The 16674-nt window shown below is 59.3% G+C and carries 12 protein-coding genes; 9 read left to right on the forward strand and 3 right to left on the reverse strand.

Annotated elements, in window-relative coordinates; all coding sequences use genetic code 11:
* Window positions 1-13 precede the first annotated feature (13 nt).
* A complete protein-coding gene (locus OU26_RS10265; RefSeq protein WP_162164118.1) occupies window positions 14-196 on the forward strand; it encodes a hypothetical protein in 183 nt (60 codons plus the stop codon).
* Window positions 181-849: a hypothetical protein gene (locus tag OU26_RS00080; protein WP_026645879.1), complete on the forward strand. Its 669-nt coding sequence runs from the start codon at window positions 181-183 to the stop codon at window positions 847-849. Before OU26_RS10265 ends, OU26_RS00080 begins: the two co-directional genes overlap by 16 nt.
* 27 nt (window positions 850-876) lie before the next feature.
* On the opposite strand, the gene OU26_RS00085 is transcribed toward OU26_RS00080, so the two are convergent.
* Window positions 877-3429 carry an excinuclease ABC subunit UvrA gene (locus OU26_RS00085; RefSeq protein WP_420312259.1) on the reverse strand — a complete coding sequence of 851 codons (2553 nt, stop codon included), beginning with the start codon at window positions 3427-3429 and terminating at the stop codon, window positions 877-879.
* A 23-nt stretch (window positions 3430-3452) separates the two neighbouring features.
* On the opposite strand from OU26_RS00085, the gene OU26_RS00090 reads away from it, so the two are divergent.
* On the forward strand, window positions 3453-3866 hold the full coding sequence (locus OU26_RS00090) for a GNAT family N-acetyltransferase (RefSeq protein ID WP_003809404.1): 414 nt from the start codon (window positions 3453-3455) through the stop codon (window positions 3864-3866).
* 103 nt (window positions 3867-3969) lie between these two features.
* Here the strand turns inward: OU26_RS00090 and OU26_RS00095 are convergent, their stop codons facing one another.
* Window positions 3970-4971 (reverse strand): alpha/beta hydrolase, encoded by a 1002-nt coding sequence (locus tag OU26_RS00095; RefSeq protein WP_026645881.1) that lies wholly within the window; start codon window positions 4969-4971, stop codon window positions 3970-3972.
* Window positions 4972-5231: 260 nt separating this feature from the next.
* Between OU26_RS00095 and OU26_RS00100 the strand changes: the two genes are divergently transcribed.
* The 3 genes from OU26_RS00100 (at window position 5232) to OU26_RS00110 (ending at window position 8166) form a co-directional block, all read left to right on the forward strand.
* Window positions 5232-5837 (forward strand): 50S ribosomal protein L25/general stress protein Ctc, encoded by a 606-nt coding sequence (locus OU26_RS00100; RefSeq protein WP_026645882.1) that lies wholly within the window; start codon window positions 5232-5234, stop codon window positions 5835-5837.
* A 233-nt stretch (window positions 5838-6070) separates the two neighbouring features.
* Window positions 6071-7198: a branched-chain amino acid aminotransferase gene (locus OU26_RS00105; protein ID WP_026645883.1), complete on the forward strand. Its 1128-nt coding sequence runs from the start codon at window positions 6071-6073 to the stop codon at window positions 7196-7198.
* Between the two features lie 218 nt (window positions 7199-7416).
* Complete coding sequence (locus tag OU26_RS00110; RefSeq protein WP_026645884.1) at window positions 7417-8166, forward strand: trimeric intracellular cation channel family protein; 750 nt, start codon at window positions 7417-7419, stop codon at window positions 8164-8166.
* 70 nt (window positions 8167-8236) lie between these two features.
* Here OU26_RS00110 and rpsT read toward each other — a convergent pair whose 3' ends face one another.
* Window positions 8237-8497, reverse strand: a complete 261-nt coding sequence (rpsT, locus tag OU26_RS00115; RefSeq protein WP_026645885.1) for a 30S ribosomal protein S20 — start codon at window positions 8495-8497, stop codon at window positions 8237-8239.
* 156 nt (window positions 8498-8653) lie between these two features.
* Between rpsT and lepA the strand changes: the two genes are divergently transcribed.
* From lepA to gltB, 3 genes are all read left to right on the forward strand, one after another.
* Window positions 8654-10534: a translation elongation factor 4 gene (gene lepA, locus OU26_RS00120; protein ID WP_026645886.1), complete on the forward strand. Its 1881-nt coding sequence runs from the start codon at window positions 8654-8656 to the stop codon at window positions 10532-10534.
* A 142-nt stretch (window positions 10535-10676) separates the two neighbouring features.
* Window positions 10677-11840 (forward strand): radical SAM family heme chaperone HemW, encoded by a 1164-nt coding sequence (gene hemW, locus OU26_RS00125; protein ID WP_026645887.1) that lies wholly within the window; start codon window positions 10677-10679, stop codon window positions 11838-11840.
* A gap of 262 nt (window positions 11841-12102) precedes the next feature.
* Window positions 12103-16674 (forward strand): glutamate synthase large subunit, encoded by a 4572-nt coding sequence (gltB, locus tag OU26_RS00130; protein WP_026645888.1) that lies wholly within the window; start codon window positions 12103-12105, stop codon window positions 16672-16674.

The following is a 16674-nucleotide window of genomic DNA, read 5'->3' on the forward strand; positions in this document are numbered from 1 at the left end:
GTCGATGCGCTGAATGACATCAGCTGTGCCATACCGCAAGGCGAAATCGTCATCTTATGCGGACAAAGCGGTGTTGGTCGTAACCCATGATTATGAGCTTGCAGCGCAATGGTGCGACCGCATCATAGCGCTGGAAGACGAACTGCATAACGAACAGGGAGAAGAAGAGGATCGTCTGGCATGGACTTCAATGTGAACGATTGGCTGGGAGACTGGATTAGCTTCGAACATTTGATCAACAATCATGACCCGAACCTTGACCGGGCTTGGAAGGATTCGACGAATGCCATGCGATCCAAGCCGCTGTTCGCGATCATGATGCTCGGCGATGCGCGACGCTTCTGGGCAAAAGCCTGCAAAACCTCGGGCAATGAGTGGCGATTCCGCATTGGTGGATGGCATATCGAGCAGCCGTCCGCAGTTGGCGACGATGATGCTGTCGCAGGCTTTAACCTGACTTGGCTGGACGAAAAACGCACCCCCATCACAACACATGAATATCGGCTCGATCATGTGCACGACAAGGGGCTGGAAGGCAAACCCTGCTATGTGTTCCACGCTAGCGATGCCGGTGCCTCCGATCCCTTCGCCGTACTCATCGCGATGGAGCCCATGCCTGAACGCTCCGCGCTCAGACACGGGGAACTGCTCAGTCATCTGCATTTTCAATATGCCTCTGATGAAGGCGAACTCATCAAAGGTACTGGCAAACAAGCCACGCTCCGCCATCGCATGTGGTATCCCACCATGTGCGCCGCTGAAGGGACGTTACTTGATCAATGCAACATCGTACGTGCGCTGCATCATCTTCAAGCATGGCGGGAACTGCCTGTCCCATCATCAGACTGACTGCAGATGTCCGAAGATGGGGCAATATCAGCATTGCGACGATTGTAGGTATCGTCCAGTGACGCTTTCCGGACATGCGGCGATCCGAGAAGGCGCTCCCTCGCATACTACGCGTCCGCCTGCATCACCGCCGCCCGGTCCCATATCCACCACATAGTCCGCATTGGCAATCACGTCCAAATCATGTTCGATGACGACCACCGTCGCGCCATTCGCTACAAGTTCATCAAACACGTGCAGCAGCACGCGAACATCAAGCGGATGCAAGCCGATTGTCGGCTCATCGAACACGAATACCGCATCATGCTGTTTCCGCCCCATCTCGCTGGCCAATTTCAAACGCTGGGCCTCACCGCCCGACAGCGCGGGAGTTGGCTCGCCCAACGCAAGATAGCCCAAACCCAATTCATGCAACGTGGCAAGCTTCGTCTGGATCGGTTTGACATCTCGTAAGACAGGCATGGCATCGTCGACGGTCATTGTCATTAACTGCGGCATCGAATACGCCACTCCGTCGGTGCAGGGGAGCTTCAGCTCGGCGATTGCATCGGAATACCGCGAGCCATGGCATGCCGGGCATTCGATATCGACGTCAGGCAGGAACTGCACGTCGAGCGAAATCGATCCCGTGCCGTCGCACGTCGCGCAACGCAGCTTGCCAGTGTTATAGGAGAATGCCCCCGCTTTCAGACCGATGGTCCGCGCAGCATCTGTTTTTGCGAACGCACGTCGAAGATCGTCATGGACGCCGCAATATGTAGCGACGGTGGAACGTATGTTCGCGCCGATAGGCGTGGCATCGATAAGATGCGCCTTGGACACACCGTCCGCCTCGAGGAGCCGCACCTGCGTCGGCTGCGGCGACCTGTCGATCCGCGACTGCAAAGCGGGCATCAACATCTCCAGTACCATCGTCGTCTTGCCGGAACCGGATACCCCTGTTACGGCGGTCAGCCGTCCACGGGGAATATCTACCGATAACGGGCCGACGGTATGCAGACGGTCGGTTTCCATATGAATTCGTCCTGCGGAGAAGATTTCATGGGCGTCAATGTTGTCACGCACACGGTCATGAACGTTGCCACCCTGGGCAAGGAACGGCGCGATGCGCGATTCGCGGGTATCAATCACCTGCGGCACCGTTCCCTGCGCAATCACCTGACCGCCCTTTGCGCCGGCACCTGGCCCCATCTCGATGAGATAATCGGTTTCGGCCAGCACCCGAGTGTCATGATCGACCACTGCCACGGAATTGCCATCAGCCACCAGGTCACGCATGACACCGAGCAGTCCGTCGACATTCGCGGGATGCAACCCAATCGACGGCTCATCCAGCACATATAACACGCCTGTGGTGCGATTGCGCACGGCGCGGGCAAGCTGCACGCGTTGGCGCTCGCCGGTGGACAGCGTGGCTCCGGCGCGGTCCAAGGACAGATACCCGAGACCGAGTTCCAATAAACGCCGTGACGTATTGAGGAACGATTCACAGATGGCGCTCGCCATGGTGCGCATATGTGGTTCCAGCGATTCCGGCACGGACCCTACCCAGGAAACGAGTGCGTCTAGAGACATCGCGGTTGCCTGAGCCAGATTGATGTCTCTGATACGTGGCTGGCGGGCGCGTTCGGAAAGTCTGGTCCCTCCGCAATCGCTGCAGGGACGCTCTTTGAGGAACCTCGCAACACGTTTAAGCCCTTTTTCGTCCTTGGCTTTGGTGAGTGCGTTCTCCACGGTGTATACGGCGTTGTAGTACGTGAAGTCGAGTTCGGCGAAATCGTCGCCTTTTTTCGGCTTGTATAGGATGTGCTTCTTGATGGCTGGGCCGGCGAACACGATATCTCGTTCTTGTTCGGTGAGTTGGTTGAACGGTACGTTGGTACGTACTCCCATGGCTCCGCATACTTGCTTCATCAAATCCCACATCAACGATCCCCACGGCAGCACGGCTCCCTCGTCAATGCTTTTCGACTCATCCGGTACCAAGGCGGAACGGTCGACTTCCCTCATGATTCCGGTGCCTGAGCATGTCGGACACGCGCCCGCGGCGTTGAATGCGAGATCCTCCGCTGATGGCGGATGCATGAGTCCGCCGCAGAACGTGCAATGCATCGGAAGCTCGGCGGCAACGTTCATCGTGGGTTGGTTGCGTGCTCCGCAGTGTTCGCACACGTGCGATCCGATCCGGGAGAACAGGAGGCGCAGACTGTTGAGCAGTTCGCTCATTGTGCCGAACGTGGAACGGACTCCAGGCACTGATGGACGCTGATGCAGTGCCAATGCCGCCGGAATATGACGCACCTCGTCGACGGTTGCGCGGCTTGCCTGGGTCGTACGTCTTCTTGTATAGGTCGATAGCGCTTCCAGATAGCGTCGTGATCCCTCCGCGTACAGCACGCCAAGCGCGAGGGAGCTTTTTCCTGAGCCTGAGATTCCGGCTATGCCGACCATGCTGTTGAGCGGGATGTCGATGTCGACGTCTTTCAGATTATGTACGTGGGCTCCGCGCACTTCGATACATGAGGGGAGTGGCCGAGACACTTGTGTTTCGTATGCAAAGACAGAAGGAGACGGTTTCATACCGGCAATTCTATGCTTGCCATATGGTTATCACATATACGGATGAAAAGAAATTCACCAAGGAACAGACCCAGCGACTGTTTCTTTCAGTCGGTTGGGTGTCCGGTCAATATCCTGAACGGTTGCATAAGGCGTTGATGGGGTCGTCCACCGTATTCAGCGCATGGGATGGCGAACGTCTGGTGGGTCTGGTGCGAGTGCTTGATGACACGGAGATGGTGGCATACATGCACTATGTGCTGGTCGATCCTGAATACCAAGGGCGCGGCATTGCCGGACATCTTGTCGGCATGGTCAAGCAGCGGTACCACGATTACCTGTATATCGAGGTTATGCCTGAGGAAAGCAAGAATGCCACGTTCTATGAGAAGCATGGATTCCATATTATGGAGGATGGCGTCGCCATGCAGATATGCAATCCGGGAGAACGGCACTGACGGAACGGGCATCGGGCATGTCTTGAGAACTTCGGGCGGTGGGGGGCGCCATCTTTCGCCGGAGGCGTTTCCATTACCGCTTATATTTTTTGGGGTTCGGCTGTCAGATCTTGAATGAACGGCGGATGAATCCGTATACGGTGTCCCAGTAGCGTTTCGGATCCACGGCGGAGCTTTCCATATGATCGGCGTGAGGAACCAGCAGACGTTCGCGGTCGATGCTGGAGCAGGCGTTGTAGTTCATGTCGAGGAAACATGGGCTGACCATGCGGTCCTTTCCTCCATGGATGAACAGCATCGGAATGACCGTATGCCGCAATGACGGTATGCAGGACGCTTCGGTGAAATCATAGCCGGCACGGCGCTTGCAGATCAGACCCGCCGCGTCCACACATGCCGAGGCGAGAAGCTTTGGCATGTGGAACATGCCTCGCGCGCTGTCTATGAATTCCATGCGGGCGGAAGTGTATCCGCTTTCGGCGATTGCCGCGATGACATTGCGTGGCAGTTCCGGCGTGCCGGTCGTCATCATCACCGTCGTGGCTCCCATGGATCCTCCGAATAGGAGAATGCGTGCTTGATCGTCGCTATCCACAATCAGCCGTATCCAATCAAGCAGATCATTGCGCTCCAACCATCCCATGCCTACATATCGTCCTTCGCTCAGATCCTGGGCCCGTTGGGATGGTGCGAGGACGGTGAAGCCCATGCGGGCATAGCGGTGTGCCCATTTGGCTTGTTCTTCAGGGGCTCCGGTATAGCCATGCACGCAGATGGCATATAAATGCGGCGTCGGGTCGATGCAATCCGGATCGAAGAGCCAGCCATGCAGCTTAAGCCCATCGCGGCTGGTGATGGATACCGGCTGTTTCGTTTCGGAAAACCATTGCCCGGCCTCTTTGGCCTCGCCTTGGTTCATCTTTCCCTCGCGATCCGGAGCGATCAGCGCCTGATGGAAAATGGAATGCTTCCACTGCGTGTCGATGGCAAAGCGGAACAGCATATGTGCTGACGCCGCGAGCAATCCCGTCGCTGCGACGGTCATGACGCCAGTCGCGAGCTGAATGTTGCGGATGAGCGCGGAATGGTCATGCGTCGTTGCCATTTTCTGATTCCTTACCACTGGTTGGTGCTTGTCTGACTACGATTGTACGTGGGTTTGCGCATAGTCCGCGTTTTATGCACCTTGCTCCTCTGATTGCAGGGAAATGTCAGCGCACCATGTATACTAGATAACTGTTGTCTTGGCGAGGGAGGTTCCGCCTCCGTTATCGACTTGGCGTATGATATGAAACTCCTTGGGTTTTCTATGCGGCTCGTCGGTGCGCCGAAACATAAGAACGATGTATCAAGGAGATATTGATTATGGCTACCACCATCACTCTTGAAGGTGCTGCTCGTACCGAGTTCGGCAAGGGCGCTGCCCGCCGCATGCGCGTCGCGAGCCTCATCCCGGCCACCGTTTACGCGGGTGGCGAGGATCCGACCTTCGTGCAGCTGCCGATGAAGGAGACCACTCTGGCTCTGCGTCACACCAACGCCCTGTTCACCATCAAGTATGGTGACGAGACCAAGATGGCCGTTGTCAAGGACGTCCAGCGCAACCCGGTGAAGCGCATCGTCGAGCATATCGATTTCTACGAGGTCAAGGCCGGCGAGAAGATCGACGTCGAGGTGCCGGTGTTCGTTGAGGGTACTCCGAAGGGCGCTTCCGTCGCGTTCGTCGACATCCAGGAGCTCAAGGTTCGCGCCGATGTGACCAACCTGCCGGAGAAGATTGTGGTCAACGTTGATGGCCTGACCGATGGTTCCAAGGTCTTCGCCAAGGACGTTGTGCTGCCGGAAGGCGTCGTACTCGATGTCGAGGATCCGGAAGAATCCGTTGTCACCGTCGAGGTGCCGGAAGATGCCGCACTGGTTGAGGCCGCTCCGGCCGAGGCCGCCGCTGCTCCGGCCGCTGACGCTGAGTGAGCCGTATCGTTGTCTATACTGGCTGCTCCACAAGCATGAGGTAGCCGGTGAGGAAGGGGTCCGTATGGGCCCCTTCCTGCTTTATGAGGATCGTTATCTCATATCGCGAACGCCGGTTATCGAAAGCGTTTATGGTGTGAGAGAGTACATACCAGAACCCGGCGCCACAAGCGCCGGAGACCAATAACCGCTGGCCGCCTTTGGGTGGCTGATGCAACTAGAAGAAGTAAAGAATGACTGAACAGAATCATCACGATCCAGCGGAGCTTGACAAGCTCGCCGAGAAGTTCACCGTGCTCCCGAACGACAATCCGGCATCCGACGCCAAGCGCGCCGAACTCATCGACAAGCCGGCCTTCGGTCAGGTCTTCTCCGACAATATGGCCCACATGACCTGGACCAAGGGTGAAGGCTGGTCCGACCGTCGCATCGAGCCGTACGCGCCGCTGAAGATGGATCCGGGCGCATCTGTTCTGCATTACGCCCAGGAATGCTTCGAGGGTCTGAAAGCCTACCGTCACGCCGACGGCTCTACCTGGCTGTTCCGCCCGGACGCGAACGCCGAGCGTTTCCAGAACTCCGCCAAGCGCCTGTACCTGCCGGAACTGCCGATCGACGACTTCATCGGCTCCGTCGCGGCACTGGTCAAGCGTGATGTGAACTGGGTTCCGTCCCGTCGCGAATACACGCTGTACATGCGTCCGTTCATGTTCGCCTCCGAACCGTTCCTGGGCGTGCGTGCGCCGCAGGAAGTGGACTATTGCGTGATCGCCTCCCCGTCCGGCCCGTACTTCCCGGGCGGCGTGAAGCCGGTCAACATCTGGGTCGAGGACAAGTGGTTCCGCACTGGCCCTGGCGGCACTGGCTTCGCCAAGTGCGGCGGCAACTACGCAGCCTCTCTGCTCGGTGAATACACCGGCATCGACCATGGCTGCCAGCAGGTCTGCTTCGTCGACGCCGCCACCAAGACCTACCTGGAGGAGCTTGGCGGCATGAACATGATGGTCGTGCACAAGGACGGCCACGTTGAGACCCCGTCCCTGACCGGCAACATCCTGCCGGGAGTGACCCGTCGCTCCCTGATCCAGCTCATTCAGGACAACGGCCACGATGTGGTCGAGACCATGATCGCCCTGGATCAGCTGCTCGAAGACATCAAGTCCGGCGAGGTCACTGAGGTGTTCGCCTGCGGTACCGCCGCCATCATCACCCCGATCGGCCGCTTCAAGTCCGAGAAGTTCGATGTGACCGTCGCCGACGGCGGCTCCGGTGAGTTCACCATGGCGCTGCGCAACCAGCTGCTCGGCATTCAGCTTGGCGAGATCGAAGATCCGCACAACTGGATGTGGAAGGTCTGCTGATTTTCAGATCGACTATCCGTGACGACGGATAGAGCATAATACCGCCGAAGGGCGGGATATGAGTTATGCAATATGTTTCGGCCTCTCAGGATGAGTTCGTATGACTGCATGACTCGTATCCCGCCCTTCGATTTTCCTGTTATGGGTGTTGTTCCCCGTTGTGCTATTTTTGACTGATGTTCGGAAAAGAAGCATGAGGGGAAGAGGGGGAGCAGGACATGGAAATCGCGCTGGAAAGCAACGGCTTTTTCATGGGCATCGAATATCTGGCCACATTCTGTTGCGGCATGGTCGGCGGGCTTGCCGCCGTGCGCAAAGGCTACGATGTTTTCGCGATTCTCGTCACCACTTGGCTTACCGCATTGGGCGGCGGCATCATCCGCGATGTGCTGCTCGGTGCGCTTCCTCCCGCAGGCGTCTCCGACAAAGGACTGGTCGTCACAGCTCTGCTTGCCGCCGTGGCCGTGGCGGTCATCCATCCTGAAATCAACAAGCTCAAATGGTCCATGCTGTCTTTGGATGCGTTGGCTTTGGGGCTTTACGCGGTCAACGGCACATCCAAGGCCATGATGTACCACATGTCCGGCACCACGGCTGTGTTCCTTGGTATGTTCACCGCATTGGGAGGCGGTCTCATCCGCGACATGCTCATCAATGAGGTGCCCATGGTGATTCGGGACAGACACTGGTATGCGGTTCCTTCGGCCGTCGGTTGCGTGCTGACGGTGTTGGTATGCAAGGGCGTGAACCTGGGAGTGGTCAGTTTCGCCGCCGAAGTGGTGCTGGATGTGCTGATCGTGGCGTTGATGGTGGGCATGCGGCTGATATCCGTGATCTTCGACATCCAACTGCCGGGCGCTTTGGTCCGGCACAACACTTATCTGCCAAGCGAAGCCAAATATCTCAAACGTCCGGTCATCCATCCCGATAGGGACGATGACGATACCGACCGCGATGGTCGTCAGTGACGGAGTGTGAAAAAGAAGAAGCCCCGCAGGAGAACCTGCGGGGCTTCTTGCCTGTTGTGAGTTAGAAAACTCAGAGGGCGTTGATGGCCACGGCGAGACCGGACTTGCGGTTGGCAGCCTGGTTCTTGTGGATCACGCCAGCGCCGGCGGCCTTGTCGAGCTTCTGGGCTGCGACCTTGTAGGCGGCTTCGGCAGTGGACTTATCGCCAGCGGCGATGGCTTCGCGGGTGGCGCGAACGGCAGTCTTCAGGCTGGACTTCACGGCCACGTTACGCTTGTGCGCCTTCTCGTTGGTGAGAACGCGCTTCTTCTGCGACTTGATGTTTGCCACTATTTCTCCAAACGACGTTTGCTATAAGGACATACAAACGATGATGATAACATGGCACGCGGATAAATCGCCAATGCATATAGGAGTGTCGCGGAGGAACATGCCGACACTACCGGTTAGAATCATGTGCGTCGAATATTTCCAGAGGAGGATGGCGTGGGGCAGCAGCATAATCAGCCCGGGTACACCGATCGGTCGTTGATCCGCAATTTTTGCATCATCGCGCATATCGATCACGGCAAATCAACGGTGGCGGACCGTATCCTGCAGCTGAGCGGCATCGTGCCGGAACGAGAGATGCGTGACCGTTTCCTCGACCGCATGGACATTGAGCAGGAGCGCGGCATCACCATCAAATCGCAGGCGGTGCGCGTGCCGTGGACGGTCGACGGCACCGAATACACGCTCGGCATGATCGACACCCCCGGCCATGTGGACTTCACGTATGAGGTGTCCCGTGCGTTGGCCGCCTGCGAAGGCGCGGTGCTGCTCGTCGACGCAACGCAGGGCATCGAGGCCCAGACCCTGTCGAACCTGTATATGGCCATCGACCATGATCTGGCCATCATTCCGGTGCTGAACAAAATCGATCTGCCGAGCGCCGAACCCGACAAGCACGCCGAGGAGATCGCGGGTCTGATCGGCTGCGACCCATCCGACGTGCTGCGCGTCTCCGGCAAGACCGGAGAGGGCGTTTCCGAACTGCTCGACCGTATCGTCGCGGAAGTCCCCGCACCGAAAGGCGACCCGAATGCTCCGGCACGTGCGTTAATCTTCGATTCCGTCTATGACTCCTATCGTGGCATCGTCACTTACATCCGCATGGTCGATGGCGAGCTGAAATCCCGCGAGAAAATGCACATGATGGGCATCGGCATGACCCATGACCCCATTGAAATCGGCGTCATCAGCCCGGACATGATGCCCACCAAGGCTCTTGGCGCTGGTGAGGTCGGCTATGTGATCACCGGCGCCAAGGACGTCAGCCAGTCCAAGGTGGGTGACACCATCACCTCCGCGGTCAACCCCGCCACCGAGCCGCTCGACGGCTACCGTGACCCCCAGCCGATGGTGTATGCCGGCCTGTTCCCGATTGACAACGCGCAGTATCCGGAATTGCGTGAGGCTCTCGACAAGCTCAAGCTCAACGATGCGGCGCTGATCTACGAGCCGGAGACCTCCGTGGCGTTGGGATTCGGCTTCCGCTGCGGTTTCCTCGGCCTGCTGCACATGGAGATCGTCACCGAACGGTTGGACCGTGAATTTGGACTTGACCTGATATCCACCGCCCCGAACGTGCCGTACGAGGTCACTTCGGAAGACAATTCCGTGCACCGCGTCACCAATCCGAGCGAATTCCCCGAAGGCAAGATCAAGAAGATCGTCGAGCCGATGGTGGCCGCCGACATCATCACGCCGAAGGAGTTCATCGGCCCGGTGATGGATCTGTGCCAGGACCACCGCGGACAGATGGGCACCATGGAATACATCTCCACCGAGCGTGTGGAGATGCACTACCGCATTCCGCTGGCGGAGGTCGTGTTCGACTTCTTCGACCAGCTCAAGAGCCGTACCAAGGGCTACGCCTCGCTCGACTACCACGAGGACGGCGAGCAGGCAGCCGATCTGGTGAAGGTGGATATTCTTATCCAAGGTGAGAAGGTTGATGCGTTCAGTGCCATCGTGCACCGCGACAAGGCATACAGCTACGGCGTGATGATGACGAAGAAGCTGCGCGAGCTCATTCCGCGCCAGCAGTTCGAGATTCCCATCCAGGCCGCCATTGGTTCGCGCATCATCGCGCGAGAGAACATCCGTGCCCTGCGCAAGGATGTTCTCGCCAAGTGCTACGGCGGTGACATCTCCCGCAAGCGCAAGCTGCTTGAAAAGCAGAAGGCCGGTAAGAAGCGCATGAAGATGCTCGGTCATGTGGAAGTGCCGCAGGAGGCGTTCATCGCGGCCCTGTCCACCGGCGAGGCTGGCAACGACCGCGACACCAAGGACAAGATCCGCGCCGCGCAGAAGTCCGAAGGCTGAGCCTGTACATGGCGTTCGAGGTCCATATCCACGTCCCGTTCTGTCTGCGCCGCCGAGCCGTGAAACGGGAAACCCGATGGGTTTCCCGTAGGCGAGGGGAGCGGCTCTTCGCGACGGCAGCGGCGTTCCAGAGGTGCGATTCATGACGTTCGAGGTTTACATCCACGTTCCATTCTGTCTGCGCCGCTGCGGATATTGCGATTTCAACACCTATACGGCTCCGGATATGGGCGAGGGGGTGTCCCGCGGCCATTACGCGAACATGGTGATCCATGAAATGGCAATCGTCCGCGATTGGCAGGCGGAACACGGCATATCGGAACCGTATGCGTCCACCGTCTTCTTCGGTGGCGGCACTCCGACCACGCTCAAAGCGCGCGATTTGGTGGCCATGCTGGATGCGGTGCGCGATACATGGGGCATCGCGGACGATGCGGAGATCACCACCGAGGCGAATCCCGATACGGTGGATGCCGACTATGTGAAGGAGCTTGCCGACGGTGGTTTCAACCGTATTTCCTTCGGCATGCAGTCCGCGGTGCCGCATGTGCTTGAAACGCTTGACCGTACGCACACTCCGGCGAATGTCGCCGCCGGTGTCACCGCGGCCGATGCGGCGGGCATACGTTCCAGCGTCGATCTGATTTACGGCGCGCCGGGGGAAAGCCTCGACGATTGGCGCACCTCCGTTCGCACGGCCATCGATTTGGGCGTCAACCATATCTCCGCATATGCGCTCACCGTGGCACCGAATACGAAAATGGGACGACGAATCGCGGCAGGCGCACTGCGCAAGCCGGATGACGACGACGAAGCGAACAAATACGAGATCGCCGACGCGATGTTCGCCGAGGCTGGCCTCGAATGGTACGAAATCAGCAATTGGGCACGTCCCGGCTACGAATCGCAGCATAATCTCGGCTATTGGAGAAATGTGGATTGGGCTGGTCTTGGACCGGGCGCGCATTCGCACTATAACACCCATGATGGCGTACGCGGGATGCGTTCCTGGGACATCGCGCATCCTAGGCTTTGGGGCGCCGCCATCAACGGAGGCTCGGTGCCGTGGGCCGGGCATGAGACCATCGCAGCCGAAGAGGATGTCGAAGAGACCATCATGCTCGGTCTGCGCCTGCATGAGGGACTGGATATCACCCGTCTCGAGGGTGTTGTGCCGGAAGAAGCCTGGCGCGGACTCGAGGATGACGGACTGATCACACGTGACGGAATGCGGGCGGTGCCCACATTGCGTGGCCGTCTGCTCAACGACACCATCATCGAACGCCTGTTTGCATTCTTGGATTGAGAAGACGCGCCGTGGCGTTCGGATAAGGTGGGGACACGCCGGACGGCTCTTTGTTCGACGCAAACGGAGATTCGCGAAACATATTGGAATCCGGCCGTTTACACGAAGGAAATATTCCGCGATGAAGTAGCCAGCCATTGACTTTTCTGGGCATTCGTTATATGGACACGCGACAGTGGATGACATATGGGCGCGGTATTCTAAACCACGCATTAAAGAACCGCAAGACTTTTCTTGCCCAAAAACATTGAAGGTGGTTTCGGTGACTTTCCACGCCCCGTTAGATCTGACGATCCATGATTCCCAAGGTATGTATGATCCTGGAGCCGAGCATGACGCTTGCGGTGTGGGTATGGTCACCACCCTCAACAAGCGCCCGGAACGCAAGATCGTCGATGACGCCATTGAGGTGCTGGTCAATCTGAACCATCGTGGCGCCGTGGGCGCCGAGGAGAACACGGGCGACGGCGCAGGCATTCTCATGAGTATGCCTGACGAATTCATGCGCGCCACTGCCGGTGTTGAATTGCCCGAGGAAGGTCATTACGCCGCAGGCATCGCTTTCCTGGACCGTGACATCGCCACGTCCGGCCAGCAGGAGCAGGCCATCTCCAAGATTGTTCGCGAGGAAGGTCTCGATGTGCTCGCATGGCGCGTTGTGCCCACCAATCCGGACGGACTCGGACTGCAGGCCCTGGCCAGCATGCCGTCGTTCAAGACGCTGATCGTGGCTGACCCGGAAGGCCGGCTCGGAGGCATCGAACTCGACCGCAAGACCTTCCGCATCCGTAAGCGCGTGGAACACGAGGTAGGCATCTACTTCGCGTCCCTGTCCGCCCGCACCATCACCTACAAGGGCATGCTCACCACTATGCAGCTCAAGCCCTTCTTCCTTGACCTGTCGGATGAACGCATGAAGGCGAAGATCACCATCGTCCATTCCCGTTTCTCCACCAACACGTTCCCGAGCTGGCCGCTGGCCCAGCCTTTCCGTCTGCTGGCACACAACGGCGAGATCAACACCATCCAGGGCAACCGCAACTGGCTGTCCGCGCGTGAAGGCCGCCTGAGCTCCGAACTGCTCGGCGAATTCAAGCCGCTGCTGCCGATCGCCACTCCGGGCTATTCCGATTCCGGAACCTTCGACGAATGCCTCGAACTGCTGCACCTCGCAGGCCGTTCCATGCCGCATGCCATCTCCATGATGCTGCCGCCGGCATGGGAGAACAACGACCAGCTCGATCCGGACGTCAAGGCGTTCTACGAATACAACAACACGCTGATCGAACCATGGGACGGCCCGGCGCATATCATCTTCACTGACGGCACCCAGGTCGGCGCACTGCTCGACCGCAACGGCTTCCGTCCGGGACGCTGGCAGGTCACCGATGACGGCTACGTCGTGCTCGCCTCCGAAACCGGTGTGCTGCCGGAAGTCGCCGAGGAGCATATCGTCACCAAGGGCCGTCTGGAACCGGGCAAGATGTTCCTCGTCGACACCGACGAGGGTCGCATCATCCCCGACGAGGAGATCAAGAAGACTCTTGCCAGCCAGCACCCCTACCGCAAGTGGGTGGAAGGCAACTCCGTGGAATTGAGTCAGCTGCCCAAGCGCGAGCACGTCAACCACTCCGGTCAGTCCGTGCAGCGTCGTCAGCGCGCCTTCGGCTACACCGAGGAGGATTTGAAGCTGTTGCTCGCGCCGATGGCCAACACCGGCAAGGAGCCGTTGGGTTCCATGGGCAACGACACTCCTCTCGCGGCGCTTTCGAAGCACAGCCGCATGCTGTTCGACTACTTCACCCAGAAGTTCGCGCAGGTCACTAACCCGCCGCTCGACTGGGAACGTGAGAAGATCGTGACGAGTCTTGAATCCGCCATCGGTCCGGAGCCGAACCTGCTGGCCGATTCCGAACTGCACGCCAAGAAGATCCTCATCCCGCTGCCGGTGCTCAACTCCGACGAGATGGCACAGCTCAAGCGCCTCGACCGCGCCAAGATTCTCGGTGGCTACTACAAGCCATTCATCGTCAAGGGCCTTTACCAGGTGGCCGGCGGCGGACAGGCACTGAAGGACCGTCTTGACGAGATCTTCCAGGAGATCGACGAGGCGATTGAAAACGGTGCCAACTTCCTGGTGCTGTCCGACCGCGATTCCAACTATGCGTGGGGTCCGATTCCGTCGCTGCTGCTCACTTCCGCAGTGCAGCACCATCTGCTGCGCCGCCACACGCGTACGCAGATCTCCATGGTGGTCGAAGCCGGCGATGTACGAGAAATCCACCATGTGGCACTGCTGATCGCCTATGGCGCTGCCGCGGTGAACCCGTATCTGGCATTCGAATCCGTCGAAGACCTCTCCCGCAAGGGCTACCTCAAGGTCGACGCGGAAACCGCCGTGAAGAACCTGACCAATGCGCTGTCAACAGGCGTGCTCAAGATCATGGCCAAGATGGGCGTCTCCACCATCATGAGCTATCGTGGCGCGCAGCTGTTCGAAGCCGTCGGCCTCAACAAGGACGTCATCGACGAATACTTCACCGGCACCACATCCCGAGTGGGTGGCGTCGGTCTCGACGAGCTCGCCGAGGAAGTCGCCAGCCGACACCGCGTGGCCTATCCGACCCAGTGGACCGCCCGCCCGCATCGCAACCTGCGTACCGGTGGCGACTACAAGTGGCGCCGTACCGGTGAAGATCATCTCAACGATCCCGAGGCCATCTTCCTGCTGCAGCAGTCCACCCAGCGTGGCGACTACAACCTGTTTAAGAAGTATTCGAGCCACATCAACGACACATCCAACCGTCTGATGACGCTGCGTGGTCTGATGAAGTTCAAGCAGACCCGCAAACCGATCGACATCTCCGAAGTCGAACCGGCCAGCGAGATCGTCAAGCGCTTCTCCACCGGTGCCATGAGCTACGGCTCCATCTCGCAGGAGGCGCATGAGACGCTCGCCATCGCCATGAACAAGCTTGGCGCACGTTCCAACTCCGGCGAGGGCGGCGAATCCGAGGACCGCATCAACGATCCGCTGCGCTACAGCAAGATCAAGCAGATCGCCTCCGCCCGTTTCGGCGTGACCAGCGACTACCTGGTTCATGCCACCGATCTGCAGATCAAGCTCGCCCAGGGCGCCAAGCCAGGCGAGGGCGGCCATCTGCCGGGAGCCAAGGTTCCGCCGTGGATCGCCAAGGTGCGCCACGCGACGCCGGGCGTCGAACTGATCTCCCCGCCGCCTCACCACGACATCTACTCGATCGAGGATCTGAAGCAGCTGATCAACGATGCGAAGATGGCCAATCCCAAGGCACGCATCCACGTCAAGCTCGTCTCCGAATTCGGCGTGGGCACCATCGCCGCGGGTGTGGCCAAGTGCCATGCCGACGTGGTACTGATCTCCGGCTACGACGGTGGCACCGGCGCGGCTCCGCTCAACGCCATCAAGCATGCCGGCACCCCGTGGGAGATCGGTCTGTCCGAGACCCAGCAGACGCTGGTGCTCAACGGTCTGCGCTCCCGCATCACCGTGCAGTGCGACGGCGAGCTCAAGACCGGTCGTGACGTCGTGATCGCGGCGCTGCTCGGCGCCGAGGAATTCGGCTTCGCCACCGCGGCGCTGATCGTGGAAGGCTGCGTCATGATGCGCGCCTGCCAGAAGAACACCTGCCCGCAGGGCATCGCCACCCAGGATCCGGAGCTCCGAGCACGCTTCAAGGGCAAGCCGGAACATGTCGTCAACTTCTTCATGTTCATCGCCGAGGAAGTCCGCGAACTGCTCGCGCAGCTCGGCTTCCGCACGCTGGAGGAGGCCGTCGGCCATGTCGAATGCCTCGACCAGGACGAAGCCATCAAGCGTTGGAAGTCCGACGGCATCGACCTGAGCAACGTGCTCATGCAGCCGGGTCCGGTTCCGGGAACCATCCTGCACAAGACGATCGATCAGAACCATGAGCTTGACAGGGCGCTCGACAACAAGCTCATCGAGCTTGCCCAGCCAGCCCTTGACAAGAAGGAGCCCGTGCGTATCGAAATGCCGATCCGCAACGTGTACCGTACGCTCGGCACCATGCTCGGCTACGAGATCACCAAGCGATACGGTGAGGAGGGGCTGCCGGACGACACCATCGACATGACGTTCCATGGCGCGGGCGGCCAGTCCATCGGCGCCTTCATCCCGCGTGGCGAAACCATCCGCGTATACGGCGAAGTCAACGACTACGCAGGCAAGGGCTTGTCTGGCGGTCGCATGGTGGTTCGTCCGGAGGACGGCATCACCTTCGACCCGCATACGAACGTGATCGCCGGCAACGTCACCGGTTTCGGCGCCACTTCCGGCCAGATGTTCGTGGCCGGTCGAGCGGGAGAACGTTTCGCTGTGCGCAACGGCGGCGCCACATTCGTGGTGGAGGGAGTTGGCGACCACGGCTGCGAATACATGACCGGCGGCACTGTCGTGATTCTCGGCTCCACCGGTCGTAACCTTGGCGCGGGCTTCTCCGGCGGCAACGTGTACGTGCTCGACCTCGACATGAAGCAGGTCAACCCGGCGGCCGCCACCAACGGAGCGCTGCTGTTCGAGCCGCTTGACGCCGATGCCGACAAGCTGGTGCACGGTCTCGTCAAGCAGCATGCCGAAGAGACCGGCTCTGCCTTCGCGAAGACCCTGCTTGACGACTGGGAAAACAGCGCCAAGCGGTTCACCCACATCGTTCCGAAGCACTTCCTCGCCATGCAGAAGGCGATGAAGGAAGCCGAGGAGAAGAACATCGATTTCAATACGCCCGGCGTCTGGGAACAGGTGTACGAGCAGGTTATGGAAGGAGCGCGCTGA

The organism is Bifidobacterium ruminantium DSM 6489, from assembly GCF_000770925.1.
In the GTDB taxonomy this organism is placed as follows: domain Bacteria; phylum Actinomycetota; class Actinomycetes; order Actinomycetales; family Bifidobacteriaceae; genus Bifidobacterium; species Bifidobacterium ruminantium.